Source organism: Aurantimonas manganoxydans SI85-9A1 (genome assembly GCF_000153465.1).
Taxonomy (GTDB): domain Bacteria; phylum Pseudomonadota; class Alphaproteobacteria; order Rhizobiales; family Rhizobiaceae; genus Aurantimonas; species Aurantimonas manganoxydans.
On record NZ_CH672387.1, the window covers coordinates 3,966,954 to 3,988,718 of the forward strand.

A 21,765-nucleotide genomic window follows, 5' to 3' on the forward strand; every position below is an offset into this window, starting at 1 on the left:
CGGCTGACGAAATGCCCGCTGGCGCATGCCGCCCTCGCCGCCGCTGCATGGCAGTGCCCGGCACGGGTGGCTTTGAATTCGCCCGGTCTCTTCGGAATTCGGTGCATCTGCCCTAGATGCCGGCGTGACAAACCCGGATGCGAGGACGGCATGGACAATCAGAGCGGCAACCGGCGCCTCGAAGCGCTCGACATGAGCGCCAAGCTGGGCAGCAAGGAATACGACGCCCGGCTCGAGGCCGTGCAGCTTCGCTTCCGACAGATCCAGCAGGCCTATCTGAACAGCAAGGAAAAGGCCGTCGTCGTCTTCGAGGGCTGGGACGCGGCCGGCAAGGGCGGCGCGATCCGCCGCATGGCGGCCGTCATGGATCCGCGCGGCTTCAAGGTCTGGCCGATCGCCGCCCCGACGCCGACCGAGCTGTCGCATCATTATCTGGCACGGTTCTGGTCGCGCCTGCCGGCCAAGGGCGAGATCGCCGTCTTCGACCGTTCCTGGTACGGCCGCGTGCTGGTCGAGCGGGTAGAGGGCTTTGCCAGCGAGCCGGAATGGCGCCGGGCCTATGACGAGATCAACGGCTTCGAGAAGCTTCTGGTCGACGACGGCGTGAAGATCGCCAAGATCTTTCTCTATATCGACCGCGACGAGCAGCTCGAGCGCTTCGAGCGGCGCCTGCACGACCCGTTGAAGCGCTGGAAGCTGTCCTACGAGGATTTCCGCAATCGCGACAAATGGGACGAGTATCTGACGGTTGCCGACGACATGCTGGAGCGGACCGATACGGCCGCCGCGCCCTGGACGGTGATCGCCGCCAACAGCAAGAAATATGCGCGCGTCACGGCTCTGGAGACCATTGCGGACCGGCTGTCTGCCGGGGTGAACCTGGCACCGGCCGAACTGGACCCGGAGCTCGAGAAGCGCTTCACCGCCGAGATCGCCGCGGCGAAACGCGGCTGACCGGGTGAGCCGCGAGGATGACGCGAGTGGCGGCTAGGGCAGGATCTTCTTCAGCGCCTGATCGATCAGCGCGTTGGCGATCTGCATCCGGGTCGTCGCCTGGACGGGAAAGTCGTGGCCGTAGCCGTCGGGATGATTGCGCCGGGCAAAGCTGCGGCGCACGCCCTGAAGTTCGGCGGCCGTCATGCCCGGCCGCAGCCCGAGCTCGTCGAGGATCACTGCCGGATCGACGCTCGGCGGCTGCGCCGCATCGGGCAGATCCATCGGCTCCGGCGTCACCGGCTTCTTGCGGGCGCTCCCGGCCGTGGCCGAACGGGGCGGAACGATGCGCGCGAAGGCCGACCAGAATCCCGGCGAACTGCGAGGGCCCGCGCCGTTCTGAGCCAAGGCGGCTTCGGCGGTGGCGACCTCGTCGAGGATCTGTTCAAAACTTGGGGCGGGCATCGTCGGTCACTCGGTTCATTGCGTGCCGATCGTCGCCGGAACCGGTGAAGCGCCCGTTAAGCGCCCCGCACCCGTGTCCCGTAATGGTTATCGGGACCTGTTCTGCCGATCGTCAAAGACGAAACACGCGGCGGCGACGGAAGTTGCGACGCTCTCTCGTCGCCGTGGCAATAGCCGGTAACATGGTTACCGCCAGGTTCACGGATTCGCACATGAGCGCCCATGCGCGCGGAACCGGACCGCGGGGTCCGGCGTTGCTGCCTGCCTTCTTACCCAGGAAACCAGACTCATGATCGACTCGCCCAGGCAGTCCGCCCCGCAAGTGCAGCAGCGCGCCGTGGTCCGCGAAGGGCGACCCTTTCCCCTCGGCGCCACGTGGGATGGCCTCGGCGTCAACTTCGCCATATTCTCGGCCAACGCCACCAAGGTCGAACTCTGCCTGTTCGACGACGACGGCGTCACCGAGCGCGAGCGGATCGAACTCCCGGAATATACCGACGAGGTCTGGCACGGCTATCTGCCGGAAGCGCGGCCGGGCACCGTCTACGGCTTCCGCGTCCACGGCCCCTACGAGCCCGAGGCCGGCCACCGCTTCAATGCCAACAAGCTGCTGATCGACCCCTATGCCAAGCAGCTGGTGGGCAATCTGGAATGGGGTCCGGAGCTGTTCGGCTACCAGCTCGACCATGCCGACAAGGATCTGTCCTTCAACGACCAGGACAGCGCGCATCTGATGCCCAAATGCCGGGTCATCGATCCGGCCTTTACCTGGGGCTCGGCGACCCATCCCATGGTGCCGTGGGAGCGCACGATCACCTACGAGATGCATGTGAAGGGCTTCACCAAGCTCAACACCCGCATCCCCGAAGCCGAGCGCGGCACCTTCGCCGGTCTCGCCCATGCGCGCGTCGCCGAATATCTGCGGGCCCTCGGCGTCACCTCGGCCGAGCTTCTGCCGATCCACGCCTTCGTCGACGACAGCTACCTGATCGAGAAGGGGCTGAAGAACTACTGGGGCTATAACAGCCTCGCCTTCTTCGCCCCGGCACCGCGCTATCTCCAGACGCCGTTCGTCAACGAGTTCAAGGAGATGATCAACCAGTTCCACAATGCCGGCATCGAGGTGATCCTCGACGTGGTCTATAACCACACCGCCGAAGGCAACGAACTGGGCCCCACGCTCTCCCAGAAGGGCATCGACAACGCCAATTACTACCGGCTGCTGCCCGACCAGAAACGCTACTACATCAACGACACCGGCACCGGGAACACGGTGAACCTGTCGCATCCGCGCGTGTTGCAGATGGTGGCGGATTCGCTGCGCTACTGGGTCAACGAAATGCGCGTCGACGGCTTCCGCTTCGACCTCGCCACGATCCTCGCCCGCGAGCCGCACGGCTTCGACGAGGGCGGCGGCTTCCTCGACGTATGCCGCCAGGACCCGGTGCTGAGCCGCGTCAAGCTGATCGCCGAGCCGTGGGACATCGGCCCGGGCGGTTATCAGGTCGGCCAGTTCCCGCCGGGCTGGGCCGAGTGGAACGACAAGTTCCGCGACACGGTCCGCTCCTACTGGAAGGGCGACGACGGCGTGCTGCCGGAGTTCGCCCGCCGCATCTCCGGTTCGGGCGACCTGTTCAACAGCCGCGGCCGCAAGCCGTGGTCAAGCGTCAACTTCATCACCGCCCATGACGGCTTCAACCTGAACGATCTCGTCTCCTACAACGAGAAGCACAACGAGGCGAATGGCGAAGACAACAACGACGGCCATTCCAACAACCATTCCTGGAACCACGGCGTCGAAGGTCCGACCGACGATCCGGAGATCCAGGAGATGCGCGAGCGCCAGAAGCGCAACATGCTGGCGACGCTGCTTCTGTCCCAGGGCACGCCGATGATCCTGGCGGGCGACGAGTTCGGCCACACCCAGGACGGCAACAACAATTCCTACGCCCAGGACAACGAGATCAACTGGCTGGACTGGAACAACATCAGCAAGGACGGCCGGGCGCTGCAGGAGTTCACGCGCAAGCTGATCGCCGTGCGCCGCGCCTACCCGATCCTGCATCGCGGCCGCTTCCTCGTCGGCGAATACAACGAGGAACTGGACGTCAAGGACGTGACCTGGGTCTCGCCGACCGGCGACGAGATGGCGCAGGAGCAGTGGGACGAGGAGGGTGCGAAATGCTTCGGCATGCTGCTCGACGGCCGCGCCCAGCCGACCGGCATCAAGAAGCGCGGCGACGACGCCACGCTGCTGATCATCACGAATTCCTACCACGACGTGGTGGAGTTCACCCTGCCCGAGGTGCCGGAAGGCAAGCGCTGGGTCTGCCTGATCGACACCAACACGCCGGATCGCACCGACGTGCCGTCCTTCAAGTTCGGTGAGGTCTTCGAGGTGACCGGGCGGTCGCTGCTCGTCTTCGTTCTCAGCCAGGAAGACCGGCAGCCGAAGAACCTGCGCGAGGCGATCGGCGCCATCCTCGACATCAAGGAGCGGCCGCTGGACATCTCGCGGCCCTGACGGCGGCGCAGGCTACGGCTCGTCGCATCATCAATCCGGCTTGTTCGCGCCTCCCGGCGCGTGAGGGCCGGTGTCGTTCTTAGCGCCCTTTGCGGCGTTCGGATCGTAGGTGACGAAGAAGGTCCAGATCGCCCAGACCGCCGCGGCCGCGGTGACGATGCCCCAGAAAGACGCGGCATGGAACCACTCCAGCGCCGACCAGCCGATCAGCGACGCGACCAGGCAGACCCGCACCCAGAGCGGGCGATAGAACGGGTGCGCGGCCTCGTTGCTGCTCATCATTGGTATGACTCCCGAACGCGTCGCGCTGTATCATTCTCGGTCCAGCCAGCCAGCCATTCCTGATCCTGGCCGATGCCAACCGTTGGTGCGAACCGCCGCCTCTTGCGGCGGTTCGGCGTGACTTTCCGCTTATTCGGCAGCTTCGTGTGCCGCCGCGGGGGCGACGATGCGGGCGGCGCAGTATTTGAACTCCGGGATCTTGCCGAAGGGATCGAGCATCGGGTTGGTCAGCATGTTGGCCGGGCTCTCGTTGAAGCAGAACGGCATGAAGACCATGCCGTCTGCGACCTCCCGGTCGGCCCGCAGGATCGCCTCGACCGTGCCGCGCCGCGTCTCGATCGCAATCATCTCGCCCTGATGCAGGCCCCTGCGGCCGATCTCGCGCGGATTCATCGATGCGATGCCCTGGGGCTCGATGGCGTCGAGCACGCCGGCCCGGCGGGTCATGGCGCCGGTGTGCCAGTGTTCGAGCAGCCGGCCCGTCGTCAGCACGAGCGGATAGTCCTCGTCGGGGACCTCGTCCGGCGGCAACAGGTCGGCCGGCACGATGCGGCCGCGGCCGTCGGCGGTCGGGAAGCTGGTCGAGAAGATGATCTCGTTGCCCGGCTGATCGGGACCGTCGGCCGGATAGATCACCGATTCCTCCCGTTCGACCCGCTCCCAGGAGATATGCTTCAGCGACGGCATCACCGCCGCCATCTCCGTATAGACCTCCGAGACATGGCCGTAATTCCAGTCGAGGCCGATGCGGTGGGCGAGGTCGATGATGATGTCGAGGTCCTGCCGCGCCTCGCCGGGCAGGTCGAGCGCCGGTCGGCCGATCTGCACCTGCCGGTTGGTGTTGGTGAAGGTGCCGAGCTTTTCGGCATGAACCGAGGCCGGCAGCACCACGTCGGCGTGCCAGGCGGTCTCAGTGAGGAAGATGTCCTGCACCACCAGATGCTCGAGCCTGGCCAGCGCGCCGCGGGCATGGGCCTGGTCGGGATCCGACATGGCCGGATTCTCGCCCATCACATACATACCCTTGATGACGTCGTCATGGATCGCGTCGATGATCTCGACGACGGTCAGCCCGGTCTTGGGGTCGAGCGTCTGGCCCCAGAAATTTTCGTAGGTCCCGCGAATGTCGGGATTCTCGACAGATTTGTAGTCGGGATAATACATCGGGATCAGGCCGGCATCCGACGCACCCTGGACATTGTTCTGGCCACGCAGCGGATGCAGGCCGGTGCCCGGGCGGCCGATCTGGCCGGTGATCAGCGCCAGCGCGATCAGGCAGCGGGAATTGTCCGTGCCGTGGGTGTGCTGGGAAATGCCCATGCCCCAGAAGATGATCGAGCGTTCGGCCTTGGCGTAGGTGCGGGCGACGTCCCGCAGCGTCTCGGCCGGCACCCGGCAGATGTCGGCCATCGCCTCGGGCGAGAAGTCCTTGACCTTTTCCTTCAGCGCCTCGAAGCCGGCGACATTGGCCTGGATATACTGCTCGTCATAGAGCTGTTCCTCGATGATCACGTGGATCAGCGCGTTCAGCATGGCGACGTCGGTGCCGGGCTTGAACTTCAGCGAGTGGGTCGCGTGGCGCATCAGATCCTGGCCGCGCGGGTCCATGACGATGAGCTGCTTGCCCAACTTGGCGGCCTGCTTGAAATAGGTCGCGGCGACCGGGTGGTTGGTCGTCGGGCGGGCGCCGATGACGATGATGCACTCGGCCTTCATGGCGTCGTTGAACGGCGCCGAGACCGCGCCGGAGCCGACACCCTCCATGAGGGCGGCCACCGACGAGGCGTGGCAGAGCCGCGTGCAATGGTCGATATTGTTGGTGCCGAAACCCTGCCGGATCAGCTTCTGGAAGAGATAGGCTTCCTCGTTCGATCCCTTGGCCGAGCCGAAGCCGGCCAGCGCCTGGCCGCCATGGGCCGCCATGATCGATGTCAGCCCGCCGGCGGCGCGCTCCAACGCCTCTTCCCAGGTCGCCTCGCGAAAGACCGTCAGTGGATCGACGTCGCGCATGTCGATGTCGCCGGCTTTCGGCGCATCGTCGCGACGGATCAGCGGCTTGGTCAGGCGCTCCGGCGACATGGCGTAGTCGAAGCCGAAGCGCCCCTTCACGCACAGCCGGTTCTCGTTGGCATAGCCGTCGCGGCCGTCGACCTGGACGATGCGATTGTCCTTGACCGCGACCTTGGTCTGGCAGCCGACGCCGCAGAACGGACAAACGCTGTCGACGACCTTGTCGAAGTCCTGGACCGCGCGGACGGTGTGCGTCTCGTCCATCAGCGACTTCTCATAGAGCGCGCCGGTCGGACAGGCCTGGACACATTCGCCGCAGGTCACGCAGGTCGACAGGCCCATCGGGTCGTGGATGTCGAAGACCGGCACGGAGCGGTTGCCGCGCTCGGCCATGCCGATGACGTCGTTGACCTGCACCTCGCGGCAGGCCCGCACGCAGGCGCCGCAGGTGATGCAGGCGTCCATGTTGACGGCGATGGCCGGATTGGTGACGTCGAACTCGGCCGCAGCGTGCCCGTCGGCGAATTTCGACGGATAGCGGTCGCTGCCGGCCACGCCCATGGAGGACGCCCAGTCCCAGAACATCGACTGGTTGTCCGGGCTTTCCTCGGGCGGCCGCATGTTGCTGGCCAGAAGCTCGACCACCATCTGGCGCGACTTCACCGCGCGCTCGGTGGCGGTGCGCACGACCATGCCCCCGGCGGGCTTGCGGATGCAGGAGGCGGCCAGCACACGCTCGCCGTCGATCTCCACCATGCACGCGCGGCAATTGCCGTCCGGCCGGTAGCCCGGCATGTCGACATGGCACAGATGCGGGATGCGCGTGCCCTCGCGCTTGGCCACCTCCCAGATGGTCTCGCCGGCGTCTGCGGCGACGGACTTGCCGTCGAGTTCGAAGGTGATCTTGCTGGTCATCGCGACAGCTCCTCGCGGAAATGCGTCAGAAGATGATTCACGGGATTGGGCGCCGCCTGGCCGAGACCGCAGATCGAGGCGTCGCGCAAAACGGTCTCCAGATCGCGGATTGCCGTTTCGTCGATTGGCCCCCTGGACTCCAGCAGTGACACCAGCTTGCCGGTGCCCTCGCGGCAGGGCGTGCACTGGCCGCAGCTCTCATGCTCGAAGAAGCGCAGAAGGTTGAGCGTGGCCTCCCGGATATCGTCCTTGTCGGAGAACACCACAACGGCATGGGAGCCGACGAAGGCGCCCTGGCGGGCGAGCTCGCCACCGAAATCCAGCGGAATGTCGCCGAGCGCCGCGGGCAGGACGCCGCCCGAGGCGCCGCCGGGCAGATAGGCCTTGAACGCATGGCCTGCGGCCATGCCGCCGCAATGCTCGTCGATCAGTTCGCGCACGGTGACGCCGGCCGGGGCAAGCTTGACGCCCGGCTCGCGCACGCGGCCCGAGACCGACCAGGAGCGCAGCCCCGGAAAGCCCGGCTTGCCGAGGCCGGTGAACCATTCGGGACCATTGTCGACGATGTCGCGGATCCACCACAGGGTCTCGACATTGTGGTTCAGCGTCGGCCGGCCGAACAGGCCGACTTCGGCGATGTAGGGCGGCCGGTGCCGCGGCAGGCCGCGCTTGCCCTCGATACTCTCCAGCATCGCGCTTTCCTCGCCGCAGATATAGGCGCCGGCGCCGCGGCGCAGCTCGATGAAGCCCGGCGTGATCAGGCCGCCCGCCTCCAGCGCGGCGATCTCGGTGCGCAGGATGTGCAGCACGGCCGGGTATTCGTCGCGCATGTAGAAGTAGATGCGCTCGGCCTCGACCGCATGGGCGGCGATGAGAGCGCCTTCCAGCGTGCGGTGCGGGTCGCGCTCCAGATGGTAGCGGTCCTTGAAGGTGCCGGGCTCGCCCTCGTCGCCATTGATGGTCATCAGGCGCGGTCCCGGATAGGAGCGCACGAAGCCCCATTTCTTGCCGGCCGGGAACCCGGCGCCGCCGAGCCCGCGCAGGCCGGCGGACTGCATGGTCTCGATCAGCGTGTCGACGGCGAGCGACCCGTCGCGAATCTTCGATAAAAGCTTGTAGCCGCCGGCAGCGAGATAATCGGCCAGATTGGTGTAGTCGGGGACACGGACTGTGGTCTCGCCGGCAGCGGCCAGGGCGGCCAGCCCCGCGGCGCTGGCGTGATCGACCTCGCGGTCGCCGATGCGGGCGGCGGGCGCGGTGGCGCAACGGCCCATGCAGGGCGCGCGCACGACCCGGATGGCGGCCGGATCGACGCCTGCCGACACTTCACCGATCAGCGCTTCGGCGCCGGCCAGCGCGCAGCTGATCGAATCGCAGATCCGGATGGTCAGTGGCGCCGGCTTCTCCTCGCCTTCGCGCACGACGTCGAAATGGTCGTAGAAGGACGCCACCTCGTAGACTTCCGCCTGGGACAGCCGCATCTCCTCGGCCAGGGCGCGCAGATGGGCCGCGCTCAGGCAGCCGAAGCGATCCTGGATCAGATGCAGATATTCAATGAGTAGGTCCCGTCGCCGCTCCCCTTCACCGAGGAGCTCCCGTATGTCCGACCACGCCGTCTCGTCGAGTTCCCGTCCCTTGGGCCCACGATCCCGTGGCCGAAGCTCCCGCACCGCCATTCTTCCTCCTTCACGGTGCCCACCATGAACCTCAATGCCGCATAACGCCTTGAGGCAAAAGACCGTACCAAAAAATTTCCCGACATGGCGACCGCAACGGCGCCCCGAACCAGCGATTTTCGTACTTGTAGCTTACGGAACGATGCGTCAGCCTGACGCGGGGAGAGGGAGATGCGGGCAGACCGGTTTCGCGTGCGCGGCATCGGTCGGCACCCGCGCGGGCTCCTGCGGCCGTTTCGCGGCCGCACCGGTTGCAAGGGAGGGACGCCCATGAAGATCGAGCGCATCGACACCTATGTTCTCAAGGTCTCCAGCCGCGAGAACGCGTTCTATTCGTCGCAGGATTATTTTGCCGAGCGCACCAGCCTCCTGGTGCGGATCACCTGCGACGACGGGACGACCGGCTGGGGCGAAGGCGGCCAGTATGGTCCGCCCGAGCCACCAGCCAGCTGCATCCGTGACGTCATCGGCCCGCGACTGATCGGACGCTATCCGGCGGCACCGACGGCGATCTTCGAGGAGTTCTACGCCCGCACCCGGGATTTCGGGCAGAAGGGCGCCTATGTCGAGGCACTGAGCGCCATCGACATCGCCCTGTGGGACATCTTCGGCAAGATGGTGGGCCAGCCGGTCCACGCGCTTCTCGGCGGCGCGATCCGCGAGCGCGTGCGGGCCTACGGGACCGGCTGCTACTACCCGCCGGACTATGCCGACCGGCCGGTCATGCTGGACAAATTGCGCGAAGAGGTGCTGCGCATCCGCGCCACCGGCGTCGCCGCCGTCAAGATGAAGATCGGCCTCCTGCCGATCCGCGACGACATCGAGCGCATGCGCCTCGTGCGCGAGACCCTCGGCGACGACGTCGAGATCATGGCCGATGCCAACCACGCCTACAATTACGCCTCCGCCGTGCGGATCGGCCGGGTCATGGAAGAGCTGGATTTCCGCTGGTTCGAGGAGCCGGTGGTGCCGGAGGACCGCGAGGGCTATCGCCGTCTGCGCGAGACGCTGGACGTGCCGATCGCCGGCGGCGAGGCCGAATTCACCCGTTTCGGATTTCGCGACCTCATCGGCGGCGGCTGCATCGACATCGCCCAGCCGGATATCTGCGCGGCCGGCGGCTTCACCGAATGGAAGAACATCCTGGCGCTGGCGACGAGCCACAACATCATGGTGGTGCCGCATGTCTGGGGATCGGGCGTGGCCGTCGCCGCCGCCCTGCAGGCGCTGGCGATCGTGCCCCATGCGCCCTACACGGCGCGTCCGGTGCCGCTGCAGAACGAGACGATGATCGAGTTCGACCGCACCTACAATCCGCTGCGCGACGACATCCTGACGCAGACTTTCGTGCTCGAGGACGAGTGTCTGGCGATCCCCACCGGCCCCGGCCTCGGCGTCACGGTCGACGCGGACGCTGTGCGCCGGCACTGCGTGCGGCACGAGACGATCGACGCCAGCTCCTGACGGCTATCAGCGACCGTCGCCATGGCTGGCATCCGGATTTGCGTCAGGGGCAGACGCCGGCGAGCGCTTGGGGCGCGGTGCCAAGCCCCGCAGCGGCGAGAACCGCCGCTGCGATCCCGGATGTCAGTCGCGTCATCCGATTATCCTCCCGAAGCGCCCGTCGTGGGCAGGTGCCGCGCCCATCCTGCCGATGACGGCGGCCGGCCCCTTGATCCGGATCAAGCGCTGCGGCCGGGCCGGAGCCTTCAGCGCGAACGGGCAAACTTCAGAGCTGCGCCGCCCAGTCGCGCGCGAGATCGCCGCGCAGCCGGGTCGGCGACGGATCAGCGGTGGCGTTCGCCGCTTAGCGGCAGCCTTTCCGGCGCTCCCATCGCTGGATCGCGGCGACCTCCCGCCTGTCGGGGCCCGACAGCTCGCCATAGGGAGGAAAACAGCTGCGACCGAAGGCGCGGCGCGCCCTGCGGGTCTCGAAGCAATAGCCATTGTCGGCGTAGATGGCGTTGCGCGCATACCAGAGCTCGTCGCAGCTCATGCTCCGGTAGCTCTGGGCCACCGCCTGCGATGCGCCGGCAAACGAGACGAGCGCAGCGACGATCAGCGTGCCTCGCAGGGTTCCAGTTGTCTGCATCTTCATGTTGGGCGCCTCCCGGCCGGGTTGTCGATGCCCGAGCGTGACGGCCATTCGCGCGCTCCGACTTGACGTGCATCAAGACTACCCGCGTTTCTTCCCTTGCGGAAGACAGGCTGGAGACGCCAAACCCAGGAGTCGGCGGCGGCGGTCAGGATCGACGTTTCCACATGGGCGCCCGGCTGATGCTCCCCGGAGTCACGGAAAGCAGAATATGGAGAATCGGCAAACCCCGCCCGTGAAATGGGGCATGACGACAGGCCCTGTGGCCCGCGCATGACTGACGTCATTCTATCGGCAGGCTGCAGGCAGGATATCGCCAGGAACACCAGGCGATTGCGCCCGGATCGCAGATCGCCGCCTGATCCGATCATGATGACGCGCGCAGACAACGCCCGGCATCCGCGCGTCGAGGCAAGAGTTGCGAAAGCAATCCCCCAGCGAATGCCGGAGCGAAGTGTTCTTTTTTGGGGGGTGTGGCTACTGTCCGGATCGCTGCGGATCATCTCGAACAGTCAATTGGTGCCCAGGAGAGGACTCGAACCTCCACGCCTCGCGGCACACGGACCTGAACCGTGCGCGTCTACCAATTCCGCCACCTGGGCACGGCGCGGAGCATTAGAGGGAGGCCGGGTCGCTGTCAACGCAGTTTTGCGCGGTATTGCGACGGCGCGCGAATTTTCTGTCGCAGTGCAGCGGACCAGCGCGGACGGCGTGGTTTTTCGCAGGCGATGTCGCCGTGCCGCGGATGCTGCGGGCGCCGCCATCGCTGCAGGTGCAGCGGGATCGAAGGCGAATGCGGGACGGGTCCGGCGGCTGTCGCGGGCAAGCAAGGGCGCGAGACGGGAGCGCGACAATGGCGCTGGCCACCGGGCGTTCCCGTGGCCGCGGAAGCGCCCTGCGACCGTTTGTGCCGCGGGCTTGCGGACCGGGGGCACTGCGCCATCTGCGCGATTGTGCGGCACCGGCACCCCCGGTCCGGCGGACGCGGCGTGAAACAGCCGGCTCGCGGCGCGGCGCCGCCTTCACCTGACGCCGCAGACGGGCTATGACGCGGCGGAACGGGGCCCGCGCCGGGCGGCGCGAATCATCCGGCCCAGCCCGGACGCGAACCGGACCGACGGGCCACAGGCAAGGCAGGAGCTTGAGTACGATGAGTGTCGACACGAACAAGACGGTGGTGGTGTTCGGCGGTTCGGGCTTTGTCGGCCGCTACCTGGTGCAGGCCCTGGCCCGCCGCGGCCATCGCATTCGCGTCGCCTGCCGACGCCCGGATCTGGCCTATCACCTGCAGCCCAACGGCAATATGGGCCAGATCATGCCGATCCAGGCCAATCTGCGCTATCCGTGGTCCGTCGAGCGAGCGGTCGAGGGGGCCGACCATGTCGTCAACCTCGTCGGCATCCTCGCCCAGAGCGGCCAGCAGAGCTTCGACGCGCTGCAGTCTTTCGGCGCCCGCACGGTGGCGGAGGCGACCGCGAAGATTGGCGCTGGCATGACGCAGATCTCGGCCATCGGCGCCGACGAGAACTCCGGATCCGAATATGCCCGCACGAAGGCTGAAGGCGAGAAGGCGGTGCTCGACGCCATTCCCGGCGCCTACATCATGCGCCCGTCGATCGTCTTCGGCGCCGAGGACCAGTTCTTCAATCGCTTCGCCGACATGGCGCGGTTCTCGCCGTTCCTGCCGCTGATCGGCGGCGGCAAGACCCGGTTCCAGCCGGTCTATGTCGGCGATGTCGCCGAGGCGATCGCCGACACGGTGGACGGCAAGGTTCCCGGCGGACGGGTCTACGAGCTCGGCGGGCCGGAGGTGCTGACCTTCCGCCAGATGATGGAGGAGATGCTGCGCATCATCGAGCGCAAGCGCAGCTTCGTCACCATCCCGTTCGGCGCCGCCGCCTCGATGGCGAAGCTGATGCGCTTCCTGCCCGGCGCGCCGCTGACGCCCGATCAGGTCACCCAGCTGCAGACCGACAATGTCGTGTCCCAGGACGCCATCGAGGACGGCCGCACGCTGGAGGCCTTCGGCATCCGGCCGCGCACCGTCGACGCGATCCTGCCGACCTATCTGGTGCGGTTCCGCAAGCACGGGCAGTTCACCCACCCGCAGCCCCAGGCCGGCGGCGTGCGGATGCCCGACGACGAGGCGGTCTGAGCCGCGGCGATTGGTGAGCCCGACATGGCCGTGAACGGCTGACCGGCTTGGACGCCACCCTGCTTCCGCCGGGCCTTGCGGCCGGAACCGTGCTGCTGCTGATCGTGGCGAGCTTCTTCACGTCAGCCGCCACCGCCGCCTTCGGCATCGGGGGCGGGCTGTCGCTCCTTGCCATCATGAGCACGGTGCTGCCGGTGGCGGTGCTGATTCCCGTCCATGGGCTGGTGCAGCTCGCCTCCAATCTCGGACGTGTGCTGGTGCAGCGGCGGGCCGTTTCCTACCGGGCGTTGCTGCCGTTTCTGGCCGGGGCGGCACTGGGCGCCCTGATCGGCGCGCGCTTCGTCGTCACCCTGCCGGAAGCGGTGCTGCAGACGACGCTCGGCGCGTTCATCCTGATCCTCGCTTTGGCGAAGCTGCCGGCGATCGGCCGGATCGGGCCGCCGGGCTTTGCCTTCGCCGGTCTGGTCACGACGTTCCTGTCGATGTTCGTCGGGGCCACCGCGCCGATCAACGCGGCGTTCTTCGCCAAGGCCTTCGACGACCGCACGGAGCTGGTCGCGACGCTGGCGGCGACGACCTTCCTGCAGCATCTGTTCAAGAGCCTCGCCTTCTTCGCCCTCGGCGTCGGGCTGGCCGCCTATGCGCCGCTGATCGCCGCGATGATCGTCACGGGCTTTGCCGGCACGCTGGCCGGAACGGCGCTGCTGAAGCGTATCGACGAACGGCTGTTCCGCTTCGTCCTGACGGCGATCCTCGTCGTGATCTCGCTCGATCTCCTGCGTCGCGGCCTGACCGGGCTGCTGTGAGCCGAAGTCCCAGACGCTAGCGGGCAGGCTGCGCGCCGTCGGTGGCGAGCGGCTGCGAGGCGGAGGCCGGCACGGGCGTCGCGGCCTCGCCGCCCTCATCGGCCGGCAAGGCCAGCAGCAGCACCATGCCGACGAGGCCGACGCCGATGCGCCACCAGGCGAAGACGGCAAAGCCGTGGCGCGAGACGAAATCGAGCAGGTAGCGCACGACGATCAGCGCCGAGACGAAGGCCATGACGAAGCCGATGACGATCAGCCCGGCATCATCGAGCGAAAGCACGTCGCGGTTCTTGATGAGGTCGTAGGTGAAGGCGCCGAGCATGGTCGGCATGGCCAGGAAGAAGGAGAATTCGGCCGCCGAGCGCTTGTCGGTGCCCATCAGGAGCGAGCCCGCGATGGTGGCGCCGGAGCGCGAGGTGCCCGGGATCAGCGCGAGACACTGGAAGATGCCGATCTTCAGGCAGAGCGACAGCGGATAGTCCATGATGTCGTCGTAGCGCACGGCCCGCGGCATGCGGTCGATGACGAGAAGCAGGATGCCGCCGACGATCAGCGCGACGCAGATCACCATCGGCGTTTCGAACAGGATGGTCTTGATGAAGTCGTGCGCCAGAACGCCGACGAAGGCCGCGGGAAGGAAGGCGAGCAGGATGCCGGCGGCGAAGCGGCGGCTGCGAGGTTCGGTCGGCAGGGTGACGAAGATCCGCCAGAGCCGGCCGAAATACAGGATCAGGATGGCGAGAATCGCGCCGAGCTGGATCAGTACCTCGAAGCTGCGGGCGGTGGACTGGAAGCCGAGAAAATGGCCCAGCAGCAGGATGTGCCCGGTGGAGGAGACCGGAAGGAACTCGGTCAGTCCCTCGGTGATGCCCAGAATGACGGCGTCGCCGACTGCTGCGAAATCCATGACAATCCCCTGCCCCGTTCCAGCGCGGCGTCTACCCGATCTGCCGGAGAAGGGAAACGGGGACGGCCATCCGATGGCCGGAATCGTCGGCCAGTGTGGCGAGTGCGCCCGTCCGCGGCGTCGCCGGCGCCGCTTGCCGCCGGGGCGATTCCGGCTATGTCGCTCAAAGCAAAGGCAGACCCGTTGACGGTCCATTGACGAGTGTCTGCCATCATGACGCGCAGGGACGTCCAGTCGGGCGCGCCGTCGATCATTTCAAACAGGGGCAGCCCGCGCGCGGGTGATCCGTCCGAAGAGCACCCGATCCAACCGCATGCTGAAGCTACACCATCATCCGATGTCCGCCGCCTCGCGTTTCGTGCGGCTCGTCCTCGGGGAATATGGCGAGCGCGCCGAATATCTGGAGGAGCGTCCGTGGGAGAAGCGCCGCGACTTCCTGGCGCTGAATCCGGCCGCGACCCTGCCGGTGATGCTTGAGGATGACGGGCCGGCGATCGTCGGCGCGACGGTGGCGGGCGAGTATCTCGACGAGACCCGCGGCGTCTTCCAGCGCGACAAGCGGCTCCTGCCGGAAAAGCCGCTGGAGCGGGCCGAGGTGCGGCGGCTGACCGAGTGGTTCCTGGGCAAGCTCGACAGCGAGGTCACGCGCTATCTTGTCCGCGAACGGGTGTTCAAGCTGGAAATGAGCGCCGATGCCGGCGGCGGACCGCCGGACGCCTCGGCGATCCGCGCGGCACGGGCCAATCTGAAGCATCATCTGCGCTATCTCGGCTGGCTGGCCGAAAGCCGCGACTGGCTGGCCGGCCCGCGGCTCTCCTATGCCGATCTGGCGGCTGCGGCCGAACTCTCGATCCTCGACTATCTCGGCGAGATCCCGTGGGAGAAGGAGCCGGCGGCCAAGGACTGGTACATGCGGATCAAGTCGCGCCCGTCCTTCCGCCCCCTCCTGACCGAGCGCGTGCGCGGCCTACCGCCGGTGCATCACTACGTCCAGCTCGACTTCTGAGCCGCAGCGCGGGCCCCGGGGCGTGCGCCGGAGCGTCGAACCGACTATATCGCCACCATGACCGCGCGCGAGACACTGACCGACTTCATCCGCAAGGACGCCGGCCGGCTGGGCTTTTCGGCGGTCGGCATCGCGCCTGGAACCGGCGATGTCGCGGCCGGGCCCCGCCTCGACGAGTTCATCGCCAAGGGCCGCTACGGCACGATGGGCTGGATGCCCGAGACGGCGGAGCGTCGACGCTCCGCCCGGGCGCTGTGGCCCGACGTGCGCTCGATCGTCGTTCTCGGCATGAATTACGGCCCGCAGGACGACCCGCTGGCGATCCTGCAGCGTCCGGATCGCGGCGCGATCTCGGTCTATGCCCGCCACCGCGACTATCACGACGTCATCAAGGGCCGGCTCAAGGAACTGGCCGGCCGCATGGTCGCCAAGGCCCGCCAGTCAGGGCTCGGCGAGCACGACGCCAAAGTCTTCGTCGACACCGCACCGGTGATGGAAAAGCCGCTCGGCGAGATGGCGGGCCTCGGCTGGCAGGGCAAGCACACCAACCTCGTCTCGCGCGAGCACGGCTCCTGGCTGTTCCTCGGCTCGATCTTCACCACGCTGGAGATGACGCCCGACGCGCCGGGCCGCGATCTCTGCGGTTCCTGCCGGGCCTGCCAGGACGTCTGCCCGACCGACGCCTTTCCCGAGCCCTACAAGCTCGATGCGCGGCGCTGCATCTCCTACCTGACGATCGAGACCCGCAAGCCGGTGCCGCAAGAATTCCGGGCGGCCATGGGCAACCGCATCTATGGCTGCGACGACTGCCTCGCCGTCTGCCCCTGGAACAAGTTTGCCGGCAAAGCCAGCGAAGCCAAGCTGATCGCCCGCGAGGATCTCAACGCGCCGACACTCGCCGATCTCCTCGCGCTGGACGATGCCGCCTTCCGCGCCCTGTTTTCCGGTTCGCCGATCAAGCGGATCGGGCGCGACAAGTTCGTGTCCAACTGCCTGATCGCCGCCGGCAATTCCGGCGATGCGACGCTGCTCGGTGCCGTGAGAGAGCATCTCACGGACGCCGCGCCCCTCGTGCGGGCCATGGCGATCTGGGCGCTCGCCCGGCTGTCGCCCGAAGACGCCTTGCAGCGCCGGTCCGCCGCGCTTGATAGGGAAGACGATCCCGTCGTCAGGAGCGAATGGCATGCCCTTCAAGGACCGTAAGCCATCCCGATCCGGCGCCCGCGATGCCGGCGTCGAGGCCCAGGTGCGACGGGCCGTCGGCCAGCTGCGTCACGGCGCGCAGGTGACACCGGCCACTGCCGCGGGCTCTGCGGCGCTCGGTGCCGGCGCAATCGGCGCATTGGCCATCGGCGCTCTGGCGATCGGATCGGTGGCGGTGGGCGCCTTCGCCATCGGGCGATTGTCCGTCGGGAGAGCTCGTATCGGAACGGCCGACATCGGCAGGCTGCGGATCGGCCGGCTGGAACTCGGCGAGATGGCCCGGCCGCACGATCCTGCCGAACCCTGGAGCGACTGACCCCATGCATTTCTTCGTCTTCGGCCACGGCTATTCGGCCGGGCACTTCGTCGACACGCTCGATCCGCACGACGTCACCGGCGTGACGGTGCGCACGGCGGACAAGGCGAGCCGGCTGGCGGCACATCATCTCAAACCCTTCGTCTTCGACGGCGAGCACCCGACCGACGGCATCTCGCCGGCGCTCTACCGCGCCACGCATCTGCTCGTCTCGGTGCCGCCGGGCCATGCCGCGCCGACGGGCGCCAGCGTCGGCGGCGCCAATGCGCGGCCCGGCGACCCGGTGCTGCGCTGGTATGGCGACGCGATCGCCCATGGCTGCCCGAAACTCGAATGGATCGGCTATCTGTCCACGGTCGGGGTCTATGGCGACCATGATGGCGGCTGGGTGGACGAGGACAGCGAGACGCGGCCGGTCTCGGAACGATCGAAGGCCCGCATCGCCGCCGAAACGGCCTGGCAGGAGGCGGCGGCGACGCGGCGGGTGCCGCTTGCGATCCTGCGCCTGTCCGGCATTTACGGCCCCGGCCGCAACGGCTTCGTCAATCTGGCGAAGGGAACCGCTAAGCGGCTGGTAAAGCCCGGCCAGGTGTTCAACCGGATCCATGTCGACGACATCGCCGGGGCGCTGAGCCTGCTGGCGGAACAGCGGCTCGGCGGCCTCTACAACGTCACCGACGACGAGCCGGCCCCGCCGCAGGAGGTGGTCGCCCATGCCGCGGCGATGGCTGGTGTCGAACCGCCGCCGGAAATCCCCTTCGACGCCGCCGAACTCTCGCCGATGGCGCGCAGCTTCTATGGCGAGAACAAGCGGGTTTCCAACGCAAGGATCAAGAAAGCAGGCTACCAGTTCCGCCATCCGACCTATCGCGAGGGACTGGAGAGCGTGCGGGCCGATGCGGCGCTGATCGGCGCCGGCAGCTAAGGGCGGCCTTCCGCGTCAGGCGGTCTGCAGCCCGCAATGGACGGCCAGCGCTGCCATGTCCGGATCGGCGTGCAGAACGCGATGTCCGCGGTCGATGGCATGGGCGGCGATCAGCGCCGCTTCGGGCCGCTGCAACGCGACGCCCCTGCCCCGCAAGCTCCGCGCGAGACCGGCAGCCCGACCGACCGACCGCTCGCCCGTGACGGGCAGGACCGGAAACTGGCGCAGATAGCGACCGATACGGTCGGCGTCGCGATCATCCGCCGCCCCTGCCAGCAGCCGGAAAAGGGTCAGATCGGCAATCCCGATCTCCGACAGATCGGGGCTCTCCCGCAGCATCCGGAGTTCGCGCGTGTCCTCGCCCCTCAGATTGGCGATCCAGACCGAGGCGTCGACGAGGATCATCCGCCGGCCGCGTCCGTCTGGCCGGGTCCGTCCGTTCCGGGCCCCGGCCACCCCATGCCGTGCATGTCGGCGAGGGCGCGGCGGCGGCGCTCCTGGGCAATCAGCCGGCGCAGGGCCTCCTCGACCGTCGCCTTCTTGGTCGAGAGGCCCGCCGCAGCCATCGCCTCGGCCATCAGTCGGTCGTCGATCTCGATATTGGTGCGCATGACCCGCTCCGATGTGCAGACAGGCCCAGCGGTCTACACATCGCTCCGGATCGCTTCAAGCCGCGTGCCTCTGGCCGGGCGATTCCAAGCGAAGGCCTAGCGTTCGATGCGGTCGATGAACCAGCGGGTCAACCGGGTCCAGACCTCGTCCTTCTCGGCGTAATCCTCGACGCCGTGCTCCAGGTTCGGATTGTCGTTGACCTCGATCAGGAAGACGCCGTCGTCGGTCTCCTTCAGATCGACGCCATAGAGGCCGTCGCCGATGCAGCGGGCGCCGCGCAGGCCCGCGTCGAGCACATGCGGCGGCGCCTCGCCCAGCGCGAAAGGCCGGAAGCCGCCTTCCATCGGCCGGCCGCCGGTCTCGTGGTTGATGATTTGCCAGTGCTCGCCGGCCATCAGATACTGGACGGCGAAGAGCGGTTCGCCGCCAAGGACGCCGATACGCCAGTCGAATTTCGTCGGCATGAACTTCTGGGCGATCAGCAGGTCGGAATCCTCCAGCCATGCCGTCGCCAGCCTGACCAGCCCGGCCATGTCGTCGAGCTTCTTGACGCCGCGCGAGAAGGAGCCGTCGGGGATCTTCAGCACCATGGGGAAGCCAAGTTCGTCGGCCGCCTTCTGGAAATCCTCCTTGCCGCCGATCATCACCGAGGGCGGTGTCGCCACCCCGTTCGCCGCCATCAGCTCGTTGCAATAGACCTTGTTGGTGCAGCGGATCATCGAGATCGGATCGTCGATGACCGGCATGCCCTCCTGCATGGCGCGCCTTGCGAAGCGATAGGTGTGGTTGGAGATCGAGGTCGTCTCGCGGATGAAAAGCGCGTCGAAATTGGCCAGTCGCGGCAGGTCGCGGCGGGTGATCGGCTCGACGTCGACGCCGAGCCGTGCGGCCGTGCGGGCCCAGTGCTTGAGCGTGTCCACCGAGGACGGCGGCAACGTCTCGTTGGGATCGTAGAGCGTCGCGAAGGCATATTTCGCCGGGGTCTTGGCCTTGGCGGCGCGCCATTCGCGGGCGGTGTAGCGCTCCATGGCGGCCAGCAGCCGGCCGGTCTCGGCCGCATCCAGCTTGGCGGGCGCGGCAAAGCCGATGCGTCGGATCTTTGCCCGGCGGTCGAGCGGTGCCGATTGGCTCGTGCGCCGAGCCGGCGATGCCGAGGCCGCCGGTCGCTCCGTGGCTTCGGCGCCGTCCAGATGCACCTCCAGCGCCGGGGCGCGGAACCAGTCGAAGACCAGCTTGGCGAAGCGCTCCAGGCGTGGATCGTCGGTGTAGCCGAAATAGATCCGGATCGGGGAAGCTGGCCGCTCGCCCTTTTCCAGCGCCTTGGCGAGGGCCGCGTCCAGTTCCGGCAGGGCGTTCTCGTAGAGCTTCTTCTCCGACAGGTCGATCATCGTCTCGACCGAGGGAATGATGCGATGGCCCCGCGCCTCGGCGAGCAGCGAGCCGTAATAGGCGCGGCTCTGATAGGCGTAGGAGCGCGACAGATTGATGATCTTGGGGCGCTGGCCGCGGAACAGGCCCGGCCGCGCGAGATAGTCGCGCACCGTCATGACCTTGTGCGGCGTCGCGCCATTGTCGAGATCGGACAGGCGTCCGACGAGAACCACCCATTGGGACATGAAAGACGGCTAAGCCTCGCGCCTGGACAGAAACACCGCGGCCCGGAGGCCGACCTTGCCGAAACGCGCGATCCGGTCGAAGGTCTCATAGGGGATCGGAAGATTGGCCGCGTCGGCGACCGTCTCGCCGCGCTCGTCGGCGACCCAGGGGTCGTGGATGACGATATGGCGGCCGTCGTCGCCATGGGCGAGCACCCAGTGCGGCACCTTCTTGCCGAACATGTGATAGCCCGAGATCAGGACGACGGCGGTCTTGCCGGCGGCGATCGCGGCGCGCAGATCGTCGAGGGTGAAGCGCCCGATTGTCACGTCGATGGCGTAGCGCTCGGCCCGGCGGCGGAAATCCTCCTGTGCGAGCCCCATCACCACCTGCTTCTCGGGATTGCGGACGCCTTCGAGAAACAGGTCGCCCGGCTCGGACACATGAATCTCGGCGGCAAGGCCCGCCTCATGGGCGGCGACGGCCAGGCCGTAGGGCTCGCAGCCGCCCGGCCCCGACATCATGAAGATGGTCGTCGCCTCGCGCCACAGCCGGATCTCGGTCACCGGCTCCAGCACGAAGCCCGGAATGTCGCGGCCCATGGCCATCATCAGGCAGCAGGCGCCGCAGGTGAAATCGGTGGTCTGCTCGTAATAGGGCACGCCGGTGTCGATCGGATGGTCGCCGCGCAGCGTCTTCTCGAAGCGCAGCGCCGTCTCGTGATCGGCGTAATAGTCGAGATAGGTGCCGATGGGGCGGAAGCCCTCGCCGCGATAGAGGGCGATGGCGGCGGCGTTGTCGGCGCGCACTTCCAGCCGCAGGGCGATGCGATCGCGGTCGAAGGCAGCGGCCTCCGCCGCCTTCAGGAGCGCCCTGCCGATGCCGCGTCCCGCCGCCTGGGGAGAGACCGCGATGGAATAGAGCCGGGCGAGACCGGTGCCGCGCCGCACGAGGAGCGCGGCATAGGCGAGAATCGGGCCGGATCGCGGCGCATCGCCAGCAGGGCGCGGCGCGGCTGCTTTTGTGGCTTCGACGCTCCCCTCGCCTGCGTCGCCGACACCGGTCGCCTCGACGACGAGGACGACGGCGCTGGGCGAGGCGATGAGATTGCGGAAGGAGCGCCGGGAAATCCGGTCGGCCTCGAAGACGGCGGTCTCGATCGCCACGAGGGGCTCGAGATCACCCGGCCGCGCGGGACGGATGACATATCCGGTGTGCGCGGCAGTTTCGGGTTGGTCATGGGATCGGGGGCGCCCGTCTTCCCTGGGGGAGACCGAACTGGTCGACGGCTGGTGCAGCATCGGGGTGTCATCGGCAGGGAGGTGACGCAAACGACACG

General features: G+C 67.5%; 19 protein-coding genes and 1 tRNA gene. 9 read left to right on the plus strand and 11 right to left on the minus strand.

Annotated features, from left to right (window positions below):
* Nucleotides 1-150: 150 nt before the first annotated feature.
* A complete protein-coding gene (locus SI859A1_RS18650; protein ID WP_040326024.1) occupies nt 151-954 on the plus strand; it encodes a polyphosphate kinase 2 family protein in 804 nt (267 codons plus the stop codon).
* 33 nt (nt 955-987) lie between these two features.
* On the opposite strand, the gene SI859A1_RS20500 is transcribed toward SI859A1_RS18650, so the two are convergent.
* A complete protein-coding gene (locus SI859A1_RS20500) occupies nt 988-1,398 on the minus strand; it encodes a hypothetical protein (RefSeq protein ID WP_050767596.1) in 411 nt (136 codons plus the stop codon).
* A gap of 289 nt (nt 1,399-1,687) precedes the next feature.
* On the opposite strand from SI859A1_RS20500, the gene glgX reads away from it, so the two are divergent.
* Nucleotides 1,688-3,922 (plus strand): glycogen debranching protein GlgX, encoded by a 2,235-nt coding sequence (glgX, locus tag SI859A1_RS18660; protein WP_009211229.1) that lies wholly within the window; start codon nt 1,688-1,690, stop codon nt 3,920-3,922.
* 30 nt (nt 3,923-3,952) lie between these two features.
* Here the strand turns inward: glgX and SI859A1_RS18665 are convergent, their stop codons facing one another.
* The 3 genes from SI859A1_RS18665 to SI859A1_RS18675 form a co-directional block, all read right to left on the minus strand.
* Nucleotides 3,953-4,204, minus strand: a complete 252-nt coding sequence (locus SI859A1_RS18665; protein ID WP_050767597.1) for a hypothetical protein — start codon at nt 4,202-4,204, stop codon at nt 3,953-3,955.
* 129 nt (nt 4,205-4,333) lie between these two features.
* On the minus strand, nt 4,334-7,129 hold the full coding sequence (gene fdhF, locus SI859A1_RS18670) for a formate dehydrogenase subunit alpha (protein ID WP_009211230.1): 2,796 nt from the start codon (nt 7,127-7,129) through the stop codon (nt 4,334-4,336).
* Nucleotides 7,126-8,805 carry an NADH-ubiquinone oxidoreductase-F iron-sulfur binding region domain-containing protein gene (locus SI859A1_RS18675; RefSeq protein WP_009211231.1) on the minus strand — a complete coding sequence of 560 codons (1,680 nt, stop codon included), beginning with the start codon at nt 8,803-8,805 and terminating at the stop codon, nt 7,126-7,128. Before SI859A1_RS18675 ends, fdhF begins: the two co-directional genes overlap by 4 nt.
* A gap of 270 nt (nt 8,806-9,075) precedes the next feature.
* Between SI859A1_RS18675 and SI859A1_RS18680 the strand changes: the two genes are divergently transcribed.
* On the plus strand, nt 9,076-10,269 hold the full coding sequence (locus SI859A1_RS18680) for a mandelate racemase/muconate lactonizing enzyme family protein (protein ID WP_009211232.1): 1,194 nt from the start codon (nt 9,076-9,078) through the stop codon (nt 10,267-10,269).
* Between the two features lie 343 nt (nt 10,270-10,612).
* Here SI859A1_RS18680 and SI859A1_RS18685 read toward each other — a convergent pair whose 3' ends face one another.
* On the minus strand, nt 10,613-10,951 hold the full coding sequence (locus SI859A1_RS18685; RefSeq protein WP_244401082.1) for a YARHG domain-containing protein: 339 nt from the start codon (nt 10,949-10,951) through the stop codon (nt 10,613-10,615).
* Nucleotides 10,952-11,417: 466 nt separating this feature from the next.
* Nucleotides 11,418-11,502: transfer RNA gene (locus SI859A1_RS18690), tRNA-Leu, on the minus strand.
* A gap of 548 nt (nt 11,503-12,050) precedes the next feature.
* Here SI859A1_RS18690 and SI859A1_RS18695 point away from each other — a divergent pair.
* Nucleotides 12,051-13,055 (plus strand): complex I NDUFA9 subunit family protein, encoded by a 1,005-nt coding sequence (locus SI859A1_RS18695; RefSeq protein ID WP_040326025.1) that lies wholly within the window; start codon nt 12,051-12,053, stop codon nt 13,053-13,055.
* 47 nt (nt 13,056-13,102) lie between these two features.
* Nucleotides 13,103-13,861: a sulfite exporter TauE/SafE family protein gene (locus SI859A1_RS18700; RefSeq protein ID WP_009211236.1), complete on the plus strand. Its 759-nt coding sequence runs from the start codon at nt 13,103-13,105 to the stop codon at nt 13,859-13,861.
* Nucleotides 13,862-13,877: 16 nt separating this feature from the next.
* On the opposite strand, the gene SI859A1_RS18705 is transcribed toward SI859A1_RS18700, so the two are convergent.
* The gene (locus tag SI859A1_RS18705; protein WP_009211237.1) at nt 13,878-14,768 is read right to left on the minus strand and encodes an undecaprenyl-diphosphate phosphatase; all 891 of its coding nucleotides are present in this window, start codon (nt 14,766-14,768) and stop codon (nt 13,878-13,880) included.
* 313 nt (nt 14,769-15,081) lie between these two features.
* Between SI859A1_RS18705 and SI859A1_RS18710 the strand changes: the two genes are divergently transcribed.
* The 4 genes from SI859A1_RS18710 to SI859A1_RS18725 are packed head-to-tail and all read left to right on the plus strand — an operon-like array spanning nt 15,082 to nt 18,218.
* Nucleotides 15,082-15,774, plus strand: coding sequence for a glutathione S-transferase family protein (locus SI859A1_RS18710; protein WP_009211238.1), 693 nt, complete (start codon nt 15,082-15,084; stop codon nt 15,772-15,774).
* Nucleotides 15,775-15,831: 57 nt separating this feature from the next.
* The gene (queG, locus tag SI859A1_RS18715) at nt 15,832-16,977 is read left to right on the plus strand and encodes a tRNA epoxyqueuosine(34) reductase QueG (RefSeq protein ID WP_009211239.1); all 1,146 of its coding nucleotides are present in this window, start codon (nt 15,832-15,834) and stop codon (nt 16,975-16,977) included.
* Nucleotides 16,958-17,293 (plus strand): hypothetical protein, encoded by a 336-nt coding sequence (locus SI859A1_RS18720; RefSeq protein ID WP_244401084.1) that lies wholly within the window; start codon nt 16,958-16,960, stop codon nt 17,291-17,293. The genes queG and SI859A1_RS18720 overlap by 20 nt, the downstream gene beginning before the upstream one ends.
* Before the next feature lie 4 nt (nt 17,294-17,297).
* Nucleotides 17,298-18,218 carry an SDR family oxidoreductase gene (locus tag SI859A1_RS18725; protein ID WP_009211240.1) on the plus strand — a complete coding sequence of 307 codons (921 nt, stop codon included), beginning with the start codon at nt 17,298-17,300 and terminating at the stop codon, nt 18,216-18,218.
* Nucleotides 18,219-18,233: 15 nt separating this feature from the next.
* On the opposite strand, the gene vapC is transcribed toward SI859A1_RS18725, so the two are convergent.
* The 4 genes from vapC to SI859A1_RS18745 all read right to left on the minus strand — a co-directional run bounded on the left by vapC (nt 18,234) and on the right by SI859A1_RS18745 (nt 21,727).
* Nucleotides 18,234-18,623 carry a type II toxin-antitoxin system VapC family toxin gene (gene vapC, locus SI859A1_RS18730; protein ID WP_040326026.1) on the minus strand — a complete coding sequence of 130 codons (390 nt, stop codon included), beginning with the start codon at nt 18,621-18,623 and terminating at the stop codon, nt 18,234-18,236.
* Nucleotides 18,620-18,829, minus strand: coding sequence for a type II toxin-antitoxin system VapB family antitoxin (locus tag SI859A1_RS18735; protein WP_040326027.1), 210 nt, complete (start codon nt 18,827-18,829; stop codon nt 18,620-18,622). Before SI859A1_RS18735 ends, vapC begins: the two co-directional genes overlap by 4 nt.
* A 96-nt stretch (nt 18,830-18,925) precedes the next feature.
* Nucleotides 18,926-20,446: a RimK family alpha-L-glutamate ligase gene (locus SI859A1_RS18740; protein ID WP_009211242.1), complete on the minus strand. Its 1,521-nt coding sequence runs from the start codon at nt 20,444-20,446 to the stop codon at nt 18,926-18,928.
* A 9-nt stretch (nt 20,447-20,455) separates the two neighbouring features.
* Entirely contained in the window at nt 20,456-21,727 is a 1,272-nt protein-coding gene (locus SI859A1_RS18745) for a GNAT family N-acetyltransferase/peptidase C39 family protein (protein WP_009211243.1), read from the minus strand.
* Between the last annotated feature and the right edge of the window lie 38 nt (nt 21,728-21,765).

Coding starts and splice junctions, on each gene's coding strand:
- SI859A1_RS18650 (WP_040326024.1), top strand. CDS start 151: ATGGACAATCAGAGCGGCAACCGGCGCCTCGAAGCGCTCGACATGAGC.
- SI859A1_RS20500 (WP_050767596.1), bottom strand. CDS start 1,398: ATGCCCGCCCCAAGTTTTGAACAGATCCTCGACGAGGTCGCCACCGCC.
- glgX (WP_009211229.1), top strand. CDS start 1,688: ATGATCGACTCGCCCAGGCAGTCCGCCCCGCAAGTGCAGCAGCGCGCC.
- SI859A1_RS18665 (WP_050767597.1), bottom strand. CDS start 4,204: ATGATGAGCAGCAACGAGGCCGCGCACCCGTTCTATCGCCCGCTCTGG.
- fdhF (WP_009211230.1), bottom strand. CDS start 7,129: ATGACCAGCAAGATCACCTTCGAACTCGACGGCAAGTCCGTCGCCGCA.
- SI859A1_RS18675 (WP_009211231.1), bottom strand. CDS start 8,805: ATGGCGGTGCGGGAGCTTCGGCCACGGGATCGTGGGCCCAAGGGACGG.
- SI859A1_RS18680 (WP_009211232.1), top strand. CDS start 9,076: ATGAAGATCGAGCGCATCGACACCTATGTTCTCAAGGTCTCCAGCCGC.
- SI859A1_RS18685 (WP_244401082.1), bottom strand. CDS start 10,951: ATGGCCGTCACGCTCGGGCATCGACAACCCGGCCGGGAGGCGCCCAAC.
- SI859A1_RS18695 (WP_040326025.1), top strand. CDS start 12,051: ATGAGTGTCGACACGAACAAGACGGTGGTGGTGTTCGGCGGTTCGGGC.
- SI859A1_RS18705 (WP_009211237.1), bottom strand. CDS start 14,768: ATGGATTTCGCAGCAGTCGGCGACGCCGTCATTCTGGGCATCACCGAG.
- SI859A1_RS18710 (WP_009211238.1), top strand. CDS start 15,082: ATGCTGAAGCTACACCATCATCCGATGTCCGCCGCCTCGCGTTTCGTG.
- queG (WP_009211239.1), top strand. CDS start 15,832: ATGACCGCGCGCGAGACACTGACCGACTTCATCCGCAAGGACGCCGGC.
- SI859A1_RS18720 (WP_244401084.1), top strand. CDS start 16,958: ATGCCCTTCAAGGACCGTAAGCCATCCCGATCCGGCGCCCGCGATGCC.
- SI859A1_RS18725 (WP_009211240.1), top strand. CDS start 17,298: ATGCATTTCTTCGTCTTCGGCCACGGCTATTCGGCCGGGCACTTCGTC.
- vapC (WP_040326026.1), bottom strand. CDS start 18,623: ATGATCCTCGTCGACGCCTCGGTCTGGATCGCCAATCTGAGGGGCGAG.
- SI859A1_RS18735 (WP_040326027.1), bottom strand. CDS start 18,829: ATGCGCACCAATATCGAGATCGACGACCGACTGATGGCCGAGGCGATG.
- SI859A1_RS18740 (WP_009211242.1), bottom strand. CDS start 20,446: ATGTCCCAATGGGTGGTTCTCGTCGGACGCCTGTCCGATCTCGACAAT.
- SI859A1_RS18745 (WP_009211243.1), bottom strand. CDS start 21,727: ATGCTGCACCAGCCGTCGACCAGTTCGGTCTCCCCCAGGGAAGACGGG.